Annotated in this window: 16 protein-coding genes, 1 tRNA gene and 1 pseudogene; 9 read left to right on the top strand and 9 right to left on the bottom strand. The window is 60.3% G+C overall.

Features of this window, described 5'->3' with window-relative positions; all coding sequences use genetic code 11:
• Nucleotides 1–199 precede the first annotated feature (199 nt).
• Nucleotides 200–1597 (top strand): APC family permease, encoded by a 1398-nt coding sequence (locus KX729_RS24520; RefSeq protein WP_246617832.1) that lies wholly within the window; start codon nt 200–202, stop codon nt 1595–1597.
• Between the two features lie 3 nt (nt 1598–1600).
• On the opposite strand, the gene KX729_RS24515 is transcribed toward KX729_RS24520, so the two are convergent.
• Both KX729_RS24515 and KX729_RS34915 read right to left on the bottom strand, forming a co-directional pair.
• A complete protein-coding gene (locus tag KX729_RS24515; protein WP_376776057.1) occupies nt 1601–2284 on the bottom strand; it encodes an HAD-IA family hydrolase in 684 nt (227 codons plus the stop codon).
• A 111-nt stretch (nt 2285–2395) separates the two neighbouring features.
• Nucleotides 2396–2542, bottom strand: coding sequence for a glycine zipper domain-containing protein (locus KX729_RS34915; protein WP_512699456.1), 147 nt, complete (start codon nt 2540–2542; stop codon nt 2396–2398).
• Between the two features lie 116 nt (nt 2543–2658).
• Between KX729_RS34915 and KX729_RS24510 the strand changes: the two genes are divergently transcribed.
• Entirely contained in the window at nt 2659–3429 is a 771-nt protein-coding gene (locus KX729_RS24510; protein WP_219745119.1) for an SDR family NAD(P)-dependent oxidoreductase, read from the top strand.
• Between the two features lie 118 nt (nt 3430–3547).
• Here the strand turns inward: KX729_RS24510 and KX729_RS24505 are convergent, their stop codons facing one another.
• The 3 genes from KX729_RS24505 to KX729_RS24495 all read right to left on the bottom strand — a co-directional run bounded on the left by KX729_RS24505 (nt 3548) and on the right by KX729_RS24495 (nt 8898).
• Nucleotides 3548–6733 (bottom strand): efflux RND transporter permease subunit, encoded by a 3186-nt coding sequence (locus KX729_RS24505; protein ID WP_219745118.1) that lies wholly within the window; start codon nt 6731–6733, stop codon nt 3548–3550.
• Between the two features lie 125 nt (nt 6734–6858).
• Nucleotides 6859–8040, bottom strand: coding sequence for an efflux RND transporter periplasmic adaptor subunit (locus KX729_RS24500; RefSeq protein WP_219745117.1), 1182 nt, complete (start codon nt 8038–8040; stop codon nt 6859–6861).
• 60 nt (nt 8041–8100) lie between these two features.
• Complete coding sequence (locus KX729_RS24495) at nt 8101–8898, bottom strand: alpha/beta hydrolase fold domain-containing protein (RefSeq protein WP_219745116.1); 798 nt, start codon at nt 8896–8898, stop codon at nt 8101–8103.
• Nucleotides 8899–9053: 155 nt separating this feature from the next.
• Here KX729_RS24495 and KX729_RS24490 point away from each other — a divergent pair, with 155 nt between their 5' ends.
• Nucleotides 9054–9989: a LysR family transcriptional regulator gene (locus KX729_RS24490; RefSeq protein WP_219745115.1), complete on the top strand. Its 936-nt coding sequence runs from the start codon at nt 9054–9056 to the stop codon at nt 9987–9989.
• On the opposite strand, the gene KX729_RS24485 is transcribed toward KX729_RS24490, so the two are convergent.
• Entirely contained in the window at nt 9986–10846 is an 861-nt protein-coding gene (locus KX729_RS24485) for an NmrA family NAD(P)-binding protein (protein ID WP_219745114.1), read from the bottom strand. The two genes, KX729_RS24490 and KX729_RS24485, sit on opposite strands and share 4 nt — an antisense overlap.
• 111 nt (nt 10847–10957) lie before the next feature.
• Here KX729_RS24485 and KX729_RS24480 point away from each other — a divergent pair, with 111 nt between their 5' ends.
• Entirely contained in the window at nt 10958–11935 is a 978-nt protein-coding gene (locus KX729_RS24480; RefSeq protein WP_219745113.1) for a LysR family transcriptional regulator, read from the top strand.
• 43 nt (nt 11936–11978) lie between these two features.
• The gene (locus tag KX729_RS24475) at nt 11979–13175 is read left to right on the top strand and encodes an MFS transporter (protein WP_219745112.1); all 1197 of its coding nucleotides are present in this window, start codon (nt 11979–11981) and stop codon (nt 13173–13175) included.
• Between the two features lie 33 nt (nt 13176–13208).
• Here KX729_RS24475 and KX729_RS24470 read toward each other — a convergent pair whose 3' ends face one another.
• Nucleotides 13209–14624 carry an aldehyde dehydrogenase family protein gene (locus KX729_RS24470; RefSeq protein WP_219745111.1) on the bottom strand — a complete coding sequence of 472 codons (1416 nt, stop codon included), beginning with the start codon at nt 14622–14624 and terminating at the stop codon, nt 13209–13211.
• A gap of 100 nt (nt 14625–14724) precedes the next feature.
• On the opposite strand from KX729_RS24470, the gene KX729_RS24465 reads away from it, so the two are divergent.
• Complete coding sequence (locus KX729_RS24465) at nt 14725–15624, top strand: LysR family transcriptional regulator (protein WP_219745274.1); 900 nt, start codon at nt 14725–14727, stop codon at nt 15622–15624.
• A gap of 8 nt (nt 15625–15632) precedes the next feature.
• Here the strand turns inward: KX729_RS24465 and KX729_RS24460 are convergent, their stop codons facing one another.
• Nucleotides 15633–16559: a BA14K family protein gene (locus KX729_RS24460; protein ID WP_219745110.1), complete on the bottom strand. Its 927-nt coding sequence runs from the start codon at nt 16557–16559 to the stop codon at nt 15633–15635.
• A gap of 316 nt (nt 16560–16875) precedes the next feature.
• Here KX729_RS24460 and KX729_RS24455 point away from each other — a divergent pair.
• From KX729_RS24455 to KX729_RS24445, 3 genes are all read left to right on the top strand, one after another.
• Nucleotides 16876–16951: transfer RNA gene (locus KX729_RS24455), tRNA-Lys, on the top strand.
• 361 nt (nt 16952–17312) lie between these two features.
• Entirely contained in the window at nt 17313–18245 is a 933-nt protein-coding gene (locus KX729_RS24450; protein WP_219745109.1) for a hypothetical protein, read from the top strand.
• On the top strand, nt 18242–19327 hold the full coding sequence (locus KX729_RS24445; protein WP_219745108.1) for a GSCFA domain-containing protein: 1086 nt from the start codon (nt 18242–18244) through the stop codon (nt 19325–19327). The genes KX729_RS24450 and KX729_RS24445 overlap by 4 nt, the downstream gene beginning before the upstream one ends.
• Before the next feature lie 272 nt (nt 19328–19599).
• Here the strand turns inward: KX729_RS24445 and KX729_RS24440 are convergent.
• A pseudogene (locus KX729_RS24440) lies at nt 19600–19709 on the bottom strand (IS630 family transposase); the annotation flags it as partial.

The raw sequence follows: 19709 nt of genomic DNA, 5'->3' as shown, positions 1-19709 counted from the left end.
CAAAAAGATGGCGTTTTTACCGCGATCGCCATGTTCTAGGGCGTCGCAATCCCACACTTGGTGAATGTTTGCACCAAGTGCAAGATCATCCAGAAATCTAATTCGACGGAAATCCACAAAAAAGCGTGATCCCGAACGGGAACAACCGGCGTTTGTTCCCATTGATGCAAAGCGCAAAATCGCTGCAGGAGGAGATTTCATGCAAAAGCCGGAGATTGGCCAGGGTAAGGGACAGGGCCTCGCAGAGGGTGCAGCATCGGGAGAACAGGATACGGAACTCCACCGGGTCATGGGACCTGGATTGCTGCTGCTGTTTATCGTCGGAGATATTCTCGGTACGGGCATCTATGCCCTGACGGGGCAGGTTGCGGCGCAGGTCGGCGGGGTCGTCTGGCTACCGTTCCTGATCGCCTTCGTCGTCGCGCTGCTGACAGCCTTCAGCTATTTGGAACTTGTCACAAAATACCCGCGTGCCGCGGGTGCCGCACTCTACACACACAAAGCCTTCGGCATCCACTTCGTCACGTTCCTCGTCGCCTTTGCGGTCATGTCGTCCGGCATCACCTCGGCGGCCACCGCGTCGCGCGCCTTCGCATCGAACTTCTCCGCCTCCCTTGGCCTTGAGCTTGGCACCTGGGGCGTGCCTCTGATCGCGGTCGGTTTCATCGCGCTGGTTGCCGCCATCAACTTTCGAGGCGTCGGCGAAAGCGTCAAGATGAACGTGCTTTTGACCGTAGTCGAACTGACCGGCTTGCTGATCATCATCGGCATCGGCTTCTGGGCCATCGCCGGCGGCCAGGGTGACGTATCGCGTGCCTGGACCTTCGCGGCGCCGGAAGGCACGGGCGTCTTCTGGCCCGTCATCGCGGCGACCACCCTCGCCTTTTTCGCGATGGTCGGCTTCGAAGATTCGGTCAACATGGCGGAGGAATGCAAGAACCCAAGCCGCATGTTCCCGAAAGTGCTGCTCGCCGGCCTTGGGATCACCGGCGTGATCTACGTCCTGGTGGCGATCTCCGCTATCACGCTTGTACCCGCCAACGAGCTCGGCCAGGGGGAAACGCCGCTTCTCAAGGTCGTGCAGGCTGGCGCACCGGGCTTCCCGATCGGCGTATTCGCGGTCATCACCATGTTCGCCGTCGCCAATTCGGCGCTGATCAACATGATGATGGCAAGCCGGCTGATCTACGGCATGAGCCGCGAAGGCGTGTTGCCTGACGTGCTCGGCAAGGTGCATTCCGGCCGCCGCACGCCCTATATCGCGATCGGCTTCACCTCGCTTCTGGCAGTGGGCCTGATCCTGTTTGCAGGTGGCGTACCCGCACTTGGCGGCACCACGGCTCTGCTTCTGCTCTGCGTCTTCGCCATCGTCAACGTGGCCGTGCTGGTGCTGCGCAAGGACAAGGTCGAGCACAAGCATTTTCGCACGCCGACAATCCTGCCGGTGCTCGGTGCGATCTCCTGCACCTTCCTTGCCGGCCCATGGACCGGCCGCGATCCGGTGCAGTATCTGATCGCTGCCTGCCTTCTCGGCCTTGGCGTGGTTCTATGGTTCGCTACCATCAGCTTCATGCGGACGGCCAACCAGACCGCCTGAGCCTTACCCCTTGAGGCGGACGGAAAGCCGTCCGTCCTCATCGATATGCGGCATCACATCAAGATAGCCGGGTATTTTCGAATGCCCGGTTTCGATCGGATGCGAATGGGTGGTGGTGATGACCATCACATCGGCACCCGCATTCTCGCCGGCCTGAATGCCGGCCAGCACGTCTTCGAACACCAGCACCTCATGCGGGCTGACACCGAGCCTTTCCGAGCCCAGGATATAGCCCTGCGGATTGGGCTTGCCGACAGTGACGTCCTCTGCCGTCACCATGAAGCGCGGCAGCGGAATGCCGGCGGCCGCAAGCCTGACCTTGGCAAGCTCGATCGGCGAAGAAGTGACGATCGCCCAGCGCTCCGGCGGCAGCGCCGAGAGAAACTCGACCGCGCCCGGGATCGGCACGACCCCTTCGAGATCCTCGATCTCGCCGCGCAAGATCTTCTCCGCCTCGATCTTCGGATCGACGCCCGGCAGGTTCAGCGAGGTGATCGTATCGATGCCGCGCTTGCCATGCATGAAAGGCAGGAATTTTTCGACATCGAGCCCTTGAGTCTCGGCCCAGCGGCCCCAGACCCGTTCCGCCGAGGCGATCGAATTGAGGATCGTGCCGTCCATGTCGAACAGGAAACCGGCATAGGTCTTTTCAGGCAGGATGATTTCGGCAGCGGCAGGAACAGGCACGGGAAATTCCTTTATCGTCAGGCTCCGAGTCGGGGAGTTGGCTAAACAGCCGCCTTCGACTAACCGGTACCGCGCTGCAAGGCAATTCGGGAAAACATGGGATGACGCGCGCTAATTCTGTCGCGAGCGGATGAAGTGCGAAACTGCCGCGCCAATCGCAATTCCAAACGCAACACCTATGCCGATGTTGTCGAAGAAAGCGATTCCAAGCGCGGTTCCAAGACCGACGCCGACGGTTATGCCTGTCGTTATGGTCATTCCCGACCTTGTCAACCCCGAGTGGCAAGACTTGGGCAAACCTGCCTGTCATCTTCACTTGTCTTGCGTCAAAGGCGGGATAGAACTGGCTCACCAAGCCAACCAGGGAGGAAGTTTTGGCCGAATTATCCGTCCGCCATGCGGACCTCGCCGACAGGGGCGTGCTGATCACCGGGGGAGGCTCCGGCATCGGTGCGGCCCTCGTCGAAGGTTTTGCCGCACAGGGTGCCAAAGTGGCATTTCTCGATATCGCAGAAGAGCCGAGCCGCAAACTCGCCGAACGCCTGACCGCAACAACCCCTCATCCGGTTCTGTATATCAAGGCCGATCTGCGCAATGTCGCCGAGACGCAGGCGGCAGGGAACGACGCCGCCGAAAAGCTCGGCTCGCTTTCCGTCCTCGTCAACAATGCCGGCTGGGACGATCGGCATGAACTCGAAGCGGTGACAGAGGAATATTGGGACAATAGCCAGGCGGTAAACCTGAAGCAGATGTTCTTCGTCGCGCAGGCCGCTATCCCTCATATGCGCAAGGCGGGCGGCGGCGCGATCGTCAATTTCTCGTCGATCGCCTTCTTGCTCAACATGGGCGGCCTGCCATCCTATGCCGCCGCCAAGGCCGGCATTATCGGCCTGACGAAAAGCCTCGCAGGCAAGCTCGGCAGGGAGAATATCCGCGTCAATGCCATCTTGCCCGGCATGATCGTCACCGAACGACAGAAGGCGCTGTGGCTGAACGACGACAGCATCGCCGCCATGGTTGCCCGGCAGTCCCTGAAGCGGGTGCTTGTGGCGGAGGACCTGATCGGTCCCTGCCTTTTCCTCGCTTCAAACGCTTCCGCCGCCATGACGGCCCAGACGGTCGTCATCGACGGCGGTGCGCTCTAGGCGATTTCCAGGGGCGAGTAGGAGGGCGGGTTCGCCACCCGGATGGCCTAAATTGAAGAGATAAGGAATTGCCGCGCGGGTTCCCGGTGGAAAGAACCCGCGCGGCCTGGAGGCCAGCTTACTCCGCTGGAGAGAGAGCCGGAGCGGCGGCCTCCTCACCGTGCTGCCGCAGAGGACGGCCGCCGGTAAGCAAACGGGCCAGCATGTAGAAGACCGGTGTCATGAAGATGCCGAAGAATGTTACGCCGATCATCCCGGAGAACACTGCGATACCCATGGCGGTCCGCATTTCCGCGCCGGCGCCGGTCGAAAGCACCAGCGGCACGACACCCATGATGAAAGCCATGGAAGTCATCAGGATCGGACGCAGGCGCAGCCGGCTCGACTCCACCGCCGCCTGGAAGGGCGTTCTGCCTTCGAACTCCAGTTCTCGGGCGAATTCCACGATCAGGATCGCGTTCTTCGCCGAGAGGCCCACCAACACCACCAACCCGATCTGGGTGAAGATGTTGTTATCGCCTCCCGTCAGCCAGACCCCGGTCAGCGCAGCCAGCACGCCCATCGGCACGATCATGATGATCGCCAGCGGCAGGACAAGGCTTTCATACTGCGCAGCCAGAACCAGGTAGACAAGCAACAGGGCGAGCGGGAAGACAACGACGCTTGAATTGCCGGCGAGGATCTGCTGGTAGGTCAGGTCCGTCCACTCGAACTCTATGCCGGTCGGCAGCGTTTCGTCGAGGATCTTGGTGATCGCAGCCTCCGCCTGGCCGGACGAGAAGCCCGGAGCCGGAGCGCCGTTGACATCGGCGGCGAGGAAGCCGTTATACCGCGTCGTGCGTTCCGGACCGGTCTGGGCGTCCACCTTCAGGAGAGCCGAGAGCGGGATCATCTGGCCGGACTGCGAACGGACCTTCAGCTGGCCGATATCCTCCGGTTTTGCCCGGAACTTGGCATCCGCCTGCACCCGGACGCTGTAGGTGCGGCCGAAAGCGTTGAAGTCGTTCACATAGAGCGAGCCGAGATAGATCTGCAGCGTTTCGAACACGTCCGTCACCGAGACACCGAGCTGTTCGGCCTTGGCGCGGTCGAGGTCGGCATAAAGCTGCGGCACGTTGATCTGGAAGCTCGAGAAGATGCCGGCAAGTTCAGGCGTCTGGTAGGCCTTGGCGATCACCGCCTTGGCCGCTTCGTCGAGTGCCTGGTTGCCGAGACCTGCGCGGTCTTCGATCTGCAGTTTGAAACCGCCCGTCGTGCCGAGACCGTTGACCGGCGGCGGCGGGAACATGGCGATATAGGCGTCCTGGATGCCGGCGAACTTCTGGTTCAGCTGCATCGCGATGGCACCGCCGGACAGTTCCGGCGTGGTGCGCTTGTCGAAGTCGTCCAGCACGGCAAAGACGATGCCGGAGTTCGAACCGATCGTGAAGCCGTTGATCGACAAGCCCGGGAAAGCGATGGCGTGTTCGACGCCAGGCTGTTCCAGGGCGATCTCGCTCATCCGCTTGATCACGCTTTCGGTACGGTCCAGCGTCGCGCCGTCAGGCAACTGGGCGAAACCGATCAGGTACTGCTTGTCCTGCGCCGGCACGAAGCCGCTCGGCACCGCATGGAACATGCTGTAGGTGGCGCCGACGAGAGCGATGTAGATGATCATCACCAGGCTCTTGCGCGACAGGAGCCCGCCGACCGTGCGGCCGTAGCCGTTGGACGCCGCCCCGAAGGCGCGGTTGAAGCCACGGAAGAACCAGCCGAAGATCGCATCCATGAACCGGGTCAGCCAATCCTTCTTGGCATGATGGTCCTTGAGCAACAGTGCGGCAAGCGCCGGCGACAGCGTCAGGGAGTTGACCGCCGAGATAACCGTCGAGATGGCGATGGTCAGAGCGAACTGCCGGTAGAACTGGCCGGACAGGCCGCTGATGAAGGCAAGCGGCACGAACACCGCGACCAGCACCAGCGCGATCGCGATGATCGGGCCGGACACTTCCTTCATGGCCTTGTAGGTCGCATCGCGCGGACTGAGACCGTTCTCGATATTGCGCTCGACGTTTTCAACGACGACGATCGCGTCGTCGACCACGATACCGATCGCCAGCACGAGGCCGAACAGCGTCAGCGCGTTGATCGAGAAGCCGAAGGCATACATGACCGCGAACGTACCGATGATCGATACGGGAACGGCGATCAGCGGAATGATCGAGGCCCGCCAGGTCTGCAGGAAGAGGATGACGACGAGCACGACGAGCGCAATGGCTTCGAGCAGCGTGTCGATGACCTTCTCGATCGAGGCACGGACGAACTTGGTCGTGTCGTAGACGATCTCGTATTTCACGCCCTGCGGCATGGCGATCTGGAGCTGGTCCATCGTCGCCTTGACATTGTCGGCGATCTCGATCGCGTTCGAACCGGGAGCCTGGAGCACGGCGACGGCAACCGCTGGACGACCGTCGAGCAGCGAGCGCAGCGTATAATCGGCAGCGCCGAGTTCGATACGGGCGACATCGCGCAGACGGGTGATTTCGCCATTCTCACCGCTCTTGACGATGATGTTGCCGAATTCTTCCGGGGTACGCAGGCGGCCCTGGGCGTTGACGTTGAGCTGCAGGTCGACGCCCGGCTGGCTCGGCGAAGCGCCGATAATGCCGGCTGCGGCCTGGACGTTCTGGCTACGGATGGCGTTCGAAACGTCGCTTGCGGCAAGCCCGTGTTCGGCAGCCTTCTGCGGATCGATCCAGACGCGCATCGAATAGTCACCGGCGCCGAAGACCTGAACCTGGCCGACGCCCTGGATGCGGTTCAGCCGGTCCTTGACGTTCAGCGTCGCATAGTTGCGCAGATAAGTGATGTCGTAGCGGTCGACGTCGGAGACGAGGTTGACCACCATGATGAAGTCGGGTGAGCTCTTGACGGTCGTCAGACCCAGAGAGCGCACTTCCGCCGGCAGCCGCGGTTCGGCCTGCGAAACGCGGTTCTGCACCAGCTGCTGCGCCTTGTCCGGATCGGTGCCGAGCTTGAACGTCACGGTGACGTTCAACACGCCATCGGACGTCGCCTGGCTGGACATGTAGAGCATGTCCTCGACGCCGTTGATCTGCTCTTCGAGCGGCGTCGCCACCGTTTCGGCAATGACCGTCGGGTTGGCGCCCGGATAAACGGCGCGCACGACGATCGAAGGCGGAACAACGTTCGGATATTCGGAAATCGGCAGTGACCGCACGCCGATCAGGCCGGCGACCACGATGAGGATCGACAGAACGGCCGCGAAGACCGGCCTGTCGATAAAGAAGCGGGAAATATTCATGACGGAACCCTCTCTCCAGAGGTAAACAGCAAGCGGAAAGCCCCCGTCCCGCGGCTGACGAGCCGCAGGCGATAAGGCGAATGATCTGTTGGGGTCAGGTCTGACCGGTCGAGCCGGTCAGGACCTTAGTTGTTGGCGACCTTAGCTTCGTCCTGCGGCGCCACCACCGCGCCGGGACGAATACGCTGCAGGCCGTTGACGACGATACGGTCGCCCGGGTTCAAGCCCTTTTCGACAATCCGCAGACCGTCGACGGCGGAACCCAGCTCCACCTGCCGGTATCCGACCTTGTTCTCGCCATCGACCACGAAGACGAACTTCTTGTCCTGGTCGGTGCCGACAGCCTTTTCGCTGACCATCAGGTGATCTTCAGCCTTGGGCTGGCCCATGCGGACCCGCACGAACTGGCCGGGGATCAGCTTGGAGCCCGGATTGTCGAACACGGCGCGAACGCGGATCGTACCGCTTGCGGCATTCACCTCGTTGTCGATCAGCTGCAGCTTGCCGCGAACCGGTGTCTGGTTCGCAAGCGTGCTGACTTCGACCGGAACCTTGTCGATCGCCGGCACGCCGTTTTCGACAGGAAGGTCTGCAAGGATCTTGGCGACCAGTTCTTCACCGGCATCGAAGCTTGCATAGATCGGATCGCTGGACACCAGCGTCACCAGCGCGGCGGACGCAGAACCTGCGGCTACGAGGTTGCCGACGGTGATTTCCAGCCTGCCGACGCGGCCGGCGATCGGTGCGCGGATTTCCGTATAATCGAGGTTGAGCTGCGCCACCTTCAGCGCCGCCTTGGCGGACTGCAGATTGGCGAGTGCCTCGCTCTGGGTGCTCTGCCGCTGGGCAAGATCACTCTGCGAGATCGTTGCCTTGGCGGCGAGGTTCTTGCCGCGGTCGAGTTCGGTATTGGCAAGCTCGACGCGGGCCTCGGCCGAAGCCACCTGGCCTTCGGCCTGCGCAACGGCTGCCTTATACGGCTCCGCATCGATCGAGACGAGCAGGTCGCCCTGCTTGACCAGACCGCCTTCGCGGAAATGCACCTGCTGGATGATGCCGGCGACGCGCGGACGGATCTGCACGCGGTCGACGGCCTCGAGCCGGCCGGAAAATTCCTGCCAGGTGGTGACGTTGCGCGGGTTGATCGTGGCAACCGTCACCGGCACGGCCGGAGCCGGAGCGGCGGCCTGCGCCTGTGCGGCATTGGCGCCCTGCGGCAGTTCGAGATAGACAGCGGCGCCTGCAATCAACGCAGCGGTACCGAGTCCGGTGCCCCACAGGGCCCAGTTTCTGATCTTCGATATCATCGGTATTCTCCTTACGGCCTTGGGAAGAGGCCGAGCTTTCTTTCAAAAATATGCAACTTTTTACGCACTGAATTCCTGAACGAAGCCGGTGAACTCGCGACAGAGCGTCGCCATCCATTCACCGTCACCATCCTTGTAAATGCCCGTCCAGCCGCAGCTGGCCCGGAAAACCTTCTTTCGGACCAAGACGCCCGAAGCTTCAAGCCGCTCGGCGTAACCGATTGCCTCGTCGCGTAGCGGATCGTCTTCCGATGTCACGACCAGAGCCGGCGCGACACCCGAAAGTCGCGAACAGAGGCAGGGCGCCGCATAGGGATGCTGGAAGCCGCAATGGGAACCGAGATAATGGCTCCATCCCTGCGCCCAGCGCTCGCCCATGCCGATCTCGTCCGCCTTGCGGAAGGACTGGCTCGTCATCATCGGGTCGATCATCGGCGACAGAAGGATCTGTCCAGCCAATTCGCCCGGCATCTGATCCCGCGCCTTCAATGCGACGCCAGCCGCGACATTGCCGCCTGCCTCATCGCCGGCGATGAACAGCGGCGACTTGGCGCTGCCGAACTGCTTGCGGCGGCTCGACAGGCAATTCAGTGCCATGAAGGCGCATTCCATCGCCTTCGGGAACATATTGTGCGAAACGCTGGAATAATCAGCCTCCAGCACCACAGCTCCCGTTTCGGCCAAAGCCTTGCCGATCGGTCGCTCGTTGTCGGAGCGGCCTTCGTCGAGAAAAGCACCGCCACGCAGATAAAGAACCAGCGGCGGAGCCTTGCTCTTGGCCTTGCCCTCATAGATGCGCATGGGAACAGGCGGCTTGGCCGCCTTATCGAACGCGATATTTTCCCACTGCACGGACATTGAAAAATCCTCTGGCCGACCCCTACTGAAGGCGGGGTACTTGCCGTCAATTCTGAACCTGATATTATTATTCGGGACGAAACACACAAGTTTGCGGAATTCGGCAACACTGTTCCAAAATTCAGTACAATGTTGCAGTGCGGTGGAGAGGGCTAATGGATCAGCTTTCAGCGATGCGCGTTTTTGTGCGTGTGGTGGAAACCGGGAACTTCACCCGGGCCGCCGCAACGCTCAGCATGCCGAAGACGACGGTGACCAATCTGGTGCAGAGCCTCGAGGCGCATTTGCGCACGACGCTCCTCAACCGCACCACCCGCCGCGTCATGGTGACGACAGACGGGGCGCTTTATTACGAGCGGGCCCAACAGTTGATTTCGGAACTCGACGAACTTGACGGCAGCCTGTCGAACTCGCAGACCCAGCCGTCCGGCCGATTGCGCGTCGAGATGGCTGCCGCTTTTGCCGAGGCGCTCGTCATCCCCAACATGTGCGACTTTCACAACCGCTATCCGCAAATCAAGCTGGATATCGGCGTTGGTGACCGCTTGGTGGATTATATCGCTGAAAACGTCGATTGCGCGCTACGCGCCGGCACCCCGACCGACCAGTCGCTGATCGCCAGAAAAGTCGGCGAGATCGGCATGCAGACCTATGCCGCACCGCTCTACCTGCGCAATTTCGGCGCGCCGGCCCATCCGCAGGATCTGGAAAAGGACCATTTTTCCGTCGGTTATCTGAATGCGAAGGCCGGCCGCGTCATGTCGCTGGAATTTCGTAAAGGCGAAGAGACGATCGAAATCGATCCACGTTACGTCGTCTCGATCAACGATGCTCGCCTCTACGTCAACGCCGCAATAGCCGGCATGGGAATCGCGCAATCGCCGCGCTTCATGGTGCGCGACGCGCTGGACAAGGGCGAGCTCGTCGAAGTCCTTCCGGAATGGCATTGCGAGAGCCTGCCCCTCTACATCGTCTATCCGCAGACCCGCCACCTCTCCAACAAGGTGCGGGTCTTCGTCGACTGGATGGCCAAGCTCGTCCAGAACCTCAAGGTCGAAGACAATCGCGACCAGATCAGAAAGGTCGGCTAGGCCTTCGCGACCAGCGAGGCGATGACCTGACGGATGTCGGTCACCGCCTTGCGAGAATACGCGCCGCCATTCCGAAATGCGATCCAGCCCTCGTTGAACCCGTCAAGCATGCGGATACGCGGCATCGGATTTTGCATGCCTTGAGAGCGGAACAGCTCTTCCCACGTGTCGCGCGCGACGATCTCGACCTTCACCGCATGACCCAGCGTCTGTCCAAAAGCCTCCGCAATATCGTTCGGAGAAACGCGGCCCGGTCCCTCCAGCTCGACCAGCCGGCGACCGGTCCAGTTTTCGGCGAGGAGTTCGGCTGCGGTACGACCGACATCCTGTGCCGCGACCATCGTAACCTTGCGGTCCGCCGGCTGCAGGAAACTGTAGACTACGCCCTCTCGTGCCGAGGCTACATCCCAGGCCGCATTGTCCATGAACCACCCGGCCCGAACCGTTGTCACCGGCAGGTCAATACCTGCAAGCGCCTGTTCCATCAGGGTCTGTTGTGACAGGAGATTGTCTTCCGTGGCATCGCCGCCGATCGTCGAAAGATGCACGACCTTCAAAGGCTGTGCAGCCTTCAGGGCCGCAACAACGGCATCGACAACCTTACGAGCCTCAATGTACCCCGGCTGCGGGTCAAACACCGGCGGCGGCAGAATGAACACGCCGGCCATCCCGCGGAACGCCTCAGTCAAAGCAGCGGCATCCTCCATGTCCGCCACAGACACCTCGCAGCCGAGTGCGGCCCATTCCGCGCCTTTCTTCGGATCGCGCAAAACTGCACGAACCCCCTCGCCTTTCGTAAGCAATGCCCTTGCGGCCTCGCCGCCCACTTTGCCGGTAATTCCCGTGATCGCATACATGACGGTGTCCTTTCGTTTCACGATGTCGAAGGACTTTTACCGCGCGGCGCACCGTTGCCGTGAGCGCCGAAAAATCATATGACTGTTGACTAATAATCAACGGTGGATGACTTGGCCTTCGATGCGCGTGTGATTGCAAATGTGGGCGTATTGGCCGCGATCGTCGAAACCGGCAGTTTTGCCCGGGCCGGCGAGGCGCTCGGCCTGACGCGATCAGGCGTCAGCCGGGCCATGGCGCGGCTTGAAAACAGTGTCGGCGTCCGATTGCTGGATCGCACGACGCGGGTGGTCTCGTTGACGGACGAGGGGCGGCGGCTCTATTCAGAAGTGGCGCCGCTACTCAACGGCATCGAGGATGCGGTCACCCTCACCTCCGGCTCCTCGGTGGCGGTCCGCGGCAGGCTGCGGGTCAATGTCGACGCCTTCTTCTCCCGGCTTCTGTTCACACCGCATGTCGCGGAATTCCTATCGCTCCACCCTGACCTTTCGCTCGAACTCGTGGCCCGCGATCAGCTTGGCGATCTGGTCGGCGAAGGCTTCGATATCGCCATTCGTTTCGGCATGCCGCCCGCCTCTTCGCTGGTTGCCCGCAAACTGCTGGAGACGCACACGATTACCGTCGCCTCGCCCGCTTATATCAAGCGGCACGGCCACCCCGCCTCGCCCGCCGATCTTGCCCGGCATTCCTGCATTCTGGTACGGGATTCGCTGACCGGCCAGACGATCGAAGATTGGCAGTTCCGCCGCGGCGCCGAGGTGGCAAACGTCAGGATTTCCGGTCGTCTAACCGTCGCCGAATGGGGCACCATGCTTGGCGCCTGCCTGGAAGGCGTCGGCATTGCGAGGGTCAAGGCGATCGGTGTGCGGCACCTGATCGAGCAAGGCGCACTCCTGGAAATCCTGCCCGATTGGCAGGGCGAAGGCTTTCCACTCTACGCGCTTTATCCTTCGCGCCATCTGCCGCCCGCCAAGGTGCGTGCCTTCATCGATTTCGTGCAGGCAAGGCTCGCGCCGGAACAAGCCGATATTGTGGGCGAAGAAATCATGCCGCCCGTTGCGGAATTTATGCCAAGACTCGTACTCGGGTGATAAGGCTTCCAGAAGCATATGCTTGAGTAAGAACGGAATACGCATGACACGTTGGGGACATGTCGCAATCGCCGTGCTGGGCGGCATCGCAGCCGCATTGCATGTCGGCAAGGTACCACCTGCCATCCCCCTTTTGCGATCCGAACTCGGCATGGATCTGGTCGCCGCCGGCTGGCTGATGGGACTGTCCAGCGCGCTCGGCGCCCTTTGCGGTTTCGTCATCGGCCGCTTCACCGATTACCTCACCCACCGTCGTGCGATGATCCTCGGCCTGGCTCTTCTGGTCGCCGGCAGCCTGATCGGCGCCGCTACCCATTCCGAACCTATCATCTTCGGCAGCCGCGTCCTGGAAAGCATCGGCCTGATCATGGTCTCGGTCGCAGCACCCGGCCTCATCGCCTCGTCGATCGATCCCAAGGATACCGGGCTCGCCTTCGCGCTCTGGGGTGTGTGGATGCCCGTCGGCGTTGCCGTCATGATGTCGATCTCGCCCTTCCTTCTGCCGAGCTTCGGCTGGCAGGGCTCCTGGGTGTTCGCGGCACTTCTCAGCCTCATCCCGATGGTCGCGCTGGTCCTGATGAAGACCCCGAAACCGCATGGCACAGGCCAGGCTGCGGCTTCACTTCTCCAGGCGGTGACATTGATGGCCGCGCGGCCGGTCTCCTGGATCCTTTCCGGTATTTTCCTGGCCTATAGCGCAAGCTTCATGGCCGTCTTCGGCTTCCTGCCGACGCTGCTGATCGAAGAAATGGGTATCGGCCTTGCCGCCGCGTCGATCATGACTGCATTCGCTGTATTGATGAACGGCACCGGCAATATTCTCGGCGGCGTCTTCGCCCGGTGGGGCGCCCCACGCTGGGTTCTGATCGCCGGCCCGTGCGTCATGCTGGCGGTTACCGCCTATGTCGTCTTCGGCCACGGTTTTCCGCTCTGGTCCCGCTACGCCGCGTCGATCCTGTATGCGGTCTGCGGCGGCGTGTTGCCGGCAACGATCATGGGCTCGCTGCCGGTTTACGCCCCGCGCCGCGATCTGGTCGGTACGTTCAGCGGCTTCGTCATGCAAGGTTCGAACATCGGCCAAGTCTTCGGCCCGATGATGCTCGCCTCCATCGTCGCGGCCAATGGCTGGTCGGGCGCGCCATCCTATATCGCCGCCATGGGCGCTCTAGGCATCGTGCTGGCGCTATGCCTGCGGCAGACCGAGCGGCGGATCGCCGCCGCCCAACCCAAGGCAATCTAGCAGAGGGCGGCATACCGCCCTTCTTCTCGATCCTCAGATCAGAACCGCCCGCGGCTCCAGCATCGCCTCCAGCCCGAACACACCGTATTCGCGGCCGATGCCGGATTGTTTGAAGCCGCCGAAGGGTGCCAGCGGCTCATGCGGTGCGCCATTGATCACCACGCGGCCTGATTCCATCCGGTCTGCAATCCGCCGCGCGCGATCGATATCGGAACCATGCAGATAGGCCTGCAACCCGTAGTTCGTGTCATTGGCAATGCGGATGGCGTCTTCCTCATCCTTGTATGGAATGACCGCCAGCACCGGTCCGAAGATCTCCTCCCGGGCAATGCGCATATCGTTCGTAACGCCGGTAAAGATCGTCGGACGGATGAACCAGCCGCGATCCAGCCCTTCAGGACGCCCCTCGCCGCCCGTCAGCAATGTTGCTCCCTCTTCCATACCGAGCCGGATATAGGACTGGACGCGGTCGAACTGCCTCTGGCTGACCATCGGCCCGATCCGTACCTCGGGATCGCATGGATCGCCGACCTTGACCGCCTCGATGCCTGCCTTCAGCCGCGGCAGGATTTCCGCCAGCCGGCTTTCCGGAACGAGAACGCGCGTGCCGTTGACGCAAGCCTGGCCGCTATTGCCGAGCCCCATCATCAGCACGGTCGGGATGACGGTATCGAGATCGGCATCGTCGAGAATGATATTCGGCCCCTTGCCGCCGAGTTCCAACGTCACGCGCTTCAGGGTCTCGGCTCCGGCCTTCAGGATCTGTTTGCCGACAGCCGTCGAGCCCGTAAAGGTCACCTTGGCGATATCCGGATGAGCGCTGAACTCGGCCCCGACCACATCCCCGCGCCCGTTGACGATGTTGAAAACACCTTTGGGCAAACCGGCCTCATGCAGGCACTCGGTCAGGATCTGCGTCTGGATGGCGCTCATTTCGCTCGGCTTGATGACGATCGTCGAACCGGCAGCCAGAGCCGTCGCCAGCTTCCCGCAGATGAAACCGTAATTGCTGTTCCACGGCGTGATCGCCGCAACGACGCCATGCGGCTGCATCGTCACCTCAGCGCGACCGATCTTGCGCGTGAATTCGTAGGTCTTGAGAATTTCCGCCATGTTGAAAAAAGCCGATGCCGCGTGCGGCACCGAAAAACCGGTAAAATAACCCGGCGCCCCGTACTCCTCGGTCATCGCGGCCGTCAACTCTTCGGCGCGGGCGGAAACGGAAGCGCCAAGCCGCTCCAGCATCTCGATTCGCTCTGCCTTACTCGTACGCGAAAAAGCCGGAAACGCCCGTTTGGCAGCAGCAATCGCAGCCCGTGCATCTTCCCGATCACCCAGCCGGACCGTTCCAATCCTTTCTTCGGTGGATGGATTGAACAGGTCAGCAACATCCTCGCCGTGCGGTGTGACGAAGGCGCCATCGATATAGATCTCGGAAATGTTCCGCATCGCTTCTCTCCTTGAGTTCGATACGGCTTATCTGGCATCCCGACATTGATCTGATAAGCTGGTCAATACTGCGCAGCCTGATAAGGAATTAAGGACAATGATGCGAGGAACGCTTGCCGAGTTGGAGGCGGTGGTGGCGGTTGCCGGCCATGGCGGCTTCCGGGCTGCTGCCCGGGAACTGGGCATATCCTCATCCGCTCTCAGCCAGCAGATTGCCGCACTCGAAACTAGGCTCGGAATTCGCCTGTTCAACCGCACCACCCGCAGCGTCAGCTTGTCGGCAGCCGGTGAACAGTTCCTCGCAGAGGTCACGCCGGCGCTTGCGGCGATCCGTAACGCCATAGACCTTGCCGACGAGCACCGTGCCGAACCCAGCGGCACATTGCGCATCAACATGGCGATCGGTGCGGCGCGGATGGTGCTTGAACCCTACCTCTTGGAATATCTCGATCGCTATCCGCAGATGAACCTTGAAGTGGTAACGGAAGGCGCGCTGGTGGATATCAATGCACAGGGCTTTGACGCCGGCGTGCGCATTCTGGAAGCCGTGCCTTCGGATATGACCGCCATCCCGATCGGCGGCACGATCCGTCCTGCTATTGTCGGATCACCAGCCTATTTCAAAGGTCGCAGCCTGCCGCAGGTGCCGGCTGACCTGATGCACCATCGTTGCATCAAGGCCCGCATGGCAAGCGGCTCGATCTACCGTTGGGAATTTGGAAAACGTGGGCAGGCCTTCACACTGGACGTACCCGGAAACCTGATCCTCGACGACAGCGATCTGTTGCACCGTGCGGCCTTGAGGGGCGTCGGCATTGCCTATCTCAACCAATGGCAGGTCACGGACGATATCGCCGCTGGCAGGCTGATCCATGTGCTTGAAGACTGGACGCCGCCCTATCCCGGCCTTTGCCTTTATTATCCCGGCCGGCGCCATTTGCCGGCCAAGATGCGTGCCTTCATAGACCTGATCCGCGAAATCAACCGCCGACGGGCCTGAGAAAAACCTCAGCCGAAGGGCGACTGACAGGTCCGGCGCGGACCGCCGTCGAACGGCCGATAGCTGTTGTCGTCTGCCCGGTAGGACTGGTAGCGATTGGCGCACCATGCCTCATGCGAACCTCCCCCGTTCGAACCGGTAGGTGCTGCACTCTGTATCACCTGCGGATCGTCGTTGCGAGATTCGATTCCGGCTTCAATCGCCTGCCAGTCATCATCCGAAGGCATGGCCTCCGGCGGTAATGGCGCCAGCCTTTTCGGCCTGTCTTGACCCTGGATCCGCGGAGAGCTGGCGATTGGAGCAGAGGCAACATCGCGGACCATCGGCTCGCGCGCAGCCTGCGCTGGCGCAGCAGTATCAACCTGCGGCGCGCCGGGCGCCTGACATTGGCGACGCGGGCTGCCGTCAAAAGGCTGATAGGTATTGTCCTCGACACGATACGAACGGTAGCGGGCATAACAGAACTGAGCGTGGGCGGCATCGACATTAGCGCCCTGCGGCGTGACAGGCTGCGCTTCGGCCGGCGGCATTTGTCCGGCCGCTCCGATCGGCTGCGGCAAGGAACCCGGCATTGGAGCACCTGGAGCCGCCGGCTGGACGGATGCAGTAACGGTCTGATCGACTGCTCCATTCACTGCGGAGGGAGAAACCGCGGCCACCGGATGAGCGGACTGCCCCAAGGGAGCGGAAGGAGCAGCCGGCTTGGGCGCTTCCGCCGCAGCCACCACCGGTGCCGGGGCGTCCGGCAGCCGCTCATAGGCCTGCTTGGCAGTATCAACCTCTTTCGGCTTCGACGTCCAGAGATCCGGTGTCTCGATATTGGCAAACTTGTGCGGTTCCGGCTCGGCGATCACATTGGCGGTGATGATCACCCCACTCAGGAAGACAATTGCCAGCAGCACCAGACTGCCGAGAAGTAAAAGGATGGCTTTCATGGCCGCGCTCCCATTTTCGGTTTGCGGTCCAAATGCCGACTCAGGTGTCACGGTTCCCCGCCACATCATAAAAGCCTGAAAATCGCAATCACACATCGTAACACTGCGACATCGTGACAGGTTAACGCATTGAAACTTTTACCCTTACCCTCGCATTTGTGACAACGGGCCCTTTTCCGCCCACCGAAAATCCGCTCGATTTCATTTTTTTGCTCATCCGGCGAATTATTTTCAGCGAGCCGCTAGACAAGCCAAAAGAACCCCTTTATACGCCCCCTCACACCGCCGGCGAGCAAGCCTCACCGGACCGGAACTTGGGTGATTAGCTCAGTTGGTAGAGCAGCTGACTCTTAATCAGCGGGTCGTAGGTTCGAGCCCTACATCACCCACCATCAATTCAAAGAATTAGACGATTGTTCCGGACGCCAGTTTCCAATCTTTTGGAAACGGTATCCGATTCGTGTTCGGTTCACGTTCATTCAATCTTCGTGATTTATTCCCTCACCTTCGGACGGCAGGATCACGGATCATTGACCGATACCGCCGGTCTCGAAAACACGAGGCCGAAGCCACATACCTTGGCAAAAGAAATACGAATGGCAGGTCACATGGCCCGGCCAAGGCCATCTTCGTCACTCACTTCGCAGTGATACGCACCTTCTAGGTGATTTTTTCAGACCCGTGAGCGCGGATAACGATGGTCGCCTTGCGTCCTAACAAACCAGATTGCGTATTGGACGAATAGCCGAGATCGTGAACGGCGCTCATGCATGTACATTCGGCCGTTCTGCCACGATCAGGGTGTCTATATTTTTAAAGCACGTTGCGGCGCTCACTCTCGAAGAAGATCGCCATGTCTCGGCTGCTCATGATGTTCTGCGATGTTGGTTTTTTGGAAGCGCTACGGCGTGCCTTGCCCGCTATGAATTTAGTCGGTATCTTCCCGCCACTTTGAATTGGATAGAGGCATCCAGCGTGCAGGCAGACATTTTCATTACGGGGATGAGCAATACTGATGCCATCGCCTCAGCTCTGAAATCCTACAAGGGCCCATTGAAGGTCGATTTGGTGCGCTTGAATCCCAAGGTTGACAGTGAGGCTTTCGTTGGCGGGAAGGCCAACCTCGATTTCTTCCGCCCAAGGCTTAAAGTAAAGCTTGCTGTCCTCGCTCTGTGGGGTAACTGGTACAATTCCCTTGGGATTGCGGAACACTCAGAAAAATTCGATTTCATTTATCCAGGCTTCGATGAAGAAATCGACGAAAGCAGACGTATAATCCCATTTCAGCAGATGAAGAGAACCGTAAACAATAACGTCCGCTACCGGTTGGATGCTGCAAGTGCTTTGCGCCCGCTAGCGAGCGGTAAGGTTCTGATGATGGAGCCGCCCCCGCCCAACGAGGACGACCATATAAAGCAATTTCCTAGCGCTTTTCGCGAGGCTATCGCGGCCACTGGCCTGACCCCGGCCCCCATTAGACGCAAGCTCTGGAAGCTTCAAAGCCAAGTATATGCTGACATGTGTGATGAACTAAAGATGGAGTTCTTTCCTTTTTTGACGGAAGCGACATCTCCGGATGGCCTCCTCGCCTCTGAGTACCGCTTCCGCGACCCTACACATGCGAACGCCTTGTACGGCCAAAAGGTCATTGAAAAACTCGAACAAATCCACGGATCGCTGCAATGAAGCGCCATCCTTACGTAGACCTCCCAGACTATCAGTTCTGGAAGAAATCCTTCGGCTCAAGCTCCATCGGCGGACTTGATCCGGTCTCCTCTACGCGCTTCACGATTGGCTCCGAAGACAAGGTTGTCGCCGCCGGCAGCTGTTTCGCGCAGCATGTTGCGCGCCACATACAGATGCGCGGCTTCAATTTTCACCAAACGGAAAAGGCGCACTCGCTCTTCGTTCGACAGAAGTGGAACGATGCGCATGGCGGCACTTTCAACTACGACACCTTCAGCGCGCGTTACGGGAATATTTATACGGCCCGACAACTGCGTCAGTTAATTGATCGGGCGTTCGGTTCGTTCGTCCCTCTCTCAGGCGCATGGCAGCGCCATGATGGCGCGTTTGTCGATCCGTTCCGCCCACAGGTTGAGCCCGACGGGTTCATATCGGAGCGAGAAGTTGGTCTTGATCGCGACTACCATCTCGCGGCTGTGCGAAGAGCACTGACGGAAGCCGATGTCTTTGTTTTCACCATGGGCCTGACAGAGGCGTGGGCAGACAAACGCGATGGAGCGGTCTATCCCATCGCACCGGGCGTCGCCGGCGGCACGTTCGATCCGGAAATTCATGAATTTAAGAACTTCACGGTTTCCGAGACTATCGATGACATGACTTATTCCATCGGTCGCATCCGCTCCATAAACCCAGACGTCCGGATCTTGCTGACTGTGTCTCCGGTCCCGTTAAACGCCACCTACGAGCCTCGGCACGTTCTTCAATCGACCGTCTACTCCAAATCAGTGTTGCGGGTCGCGGCACAGCACCTCGTCGACGTCGATCCACTCATTGATTACTTCCCTTCTTTCGAGATCATAACCGCACCGCAGAATGGCGGGAAGTATTTCGGCGGCGACATGCGGTCAGTAGAAGAGGCAGGCGTTCAGCATGTCATGGACGTGTTTTTCGCTCATTACACGCGCGCCACCTCCCCGATCGCCGAAACCCAAGTCGTTGCTGAGAAGGCCGCCGAGAGGCAGAAGGAGATGGAGCGGTTATCCGATGTACTCTGCGACGAAGAGGCGATCGACAATGTATGACGATAACGGGGCTCAAGTCGAAAGACTTGCCCGGTATTCTCTCGCCAAAGGCAAGGATGGACGATTTACCCGGTTGCAAAGTTAATTTCCAGCGATGAATAGCCCGCAATGCCGCAGCTTTGGCATTGCCGGCGCAAAAGAGCAGAAACCCAAAGTCTATGGGTGCACGAGGCGACCCGATATCCATAGGGTCGCCTCCGACAATCAACGTGACGTCATTTCTTGCTAAGCCAATCTCATCGGATTTCCTCCGCTCTTAGAGCGGTTCCCTTTCATGCTGGATCGTATCCGCAGGAACTGAAGTAGTTTCGGGCTTCCTTTGGCTCGATGAGTTCTATGCTCTTTCCGATCCTGTCCCACAGTCCTGTTACGGTTCTCTCTG

This window comes from Neorhizobium populisoli (assembly GCF_019430945.1).
Taxonomy (GTDB): Bacteria; Pseudomonadota; Alphaproteobacteria; order Rhizobiales; family Rhizobiaceae; genus Neorhizobium; species Neorhizobium populisoli.
This window is presented reverse-complemented; position numbering and strand designations above follow the sequence as displayed.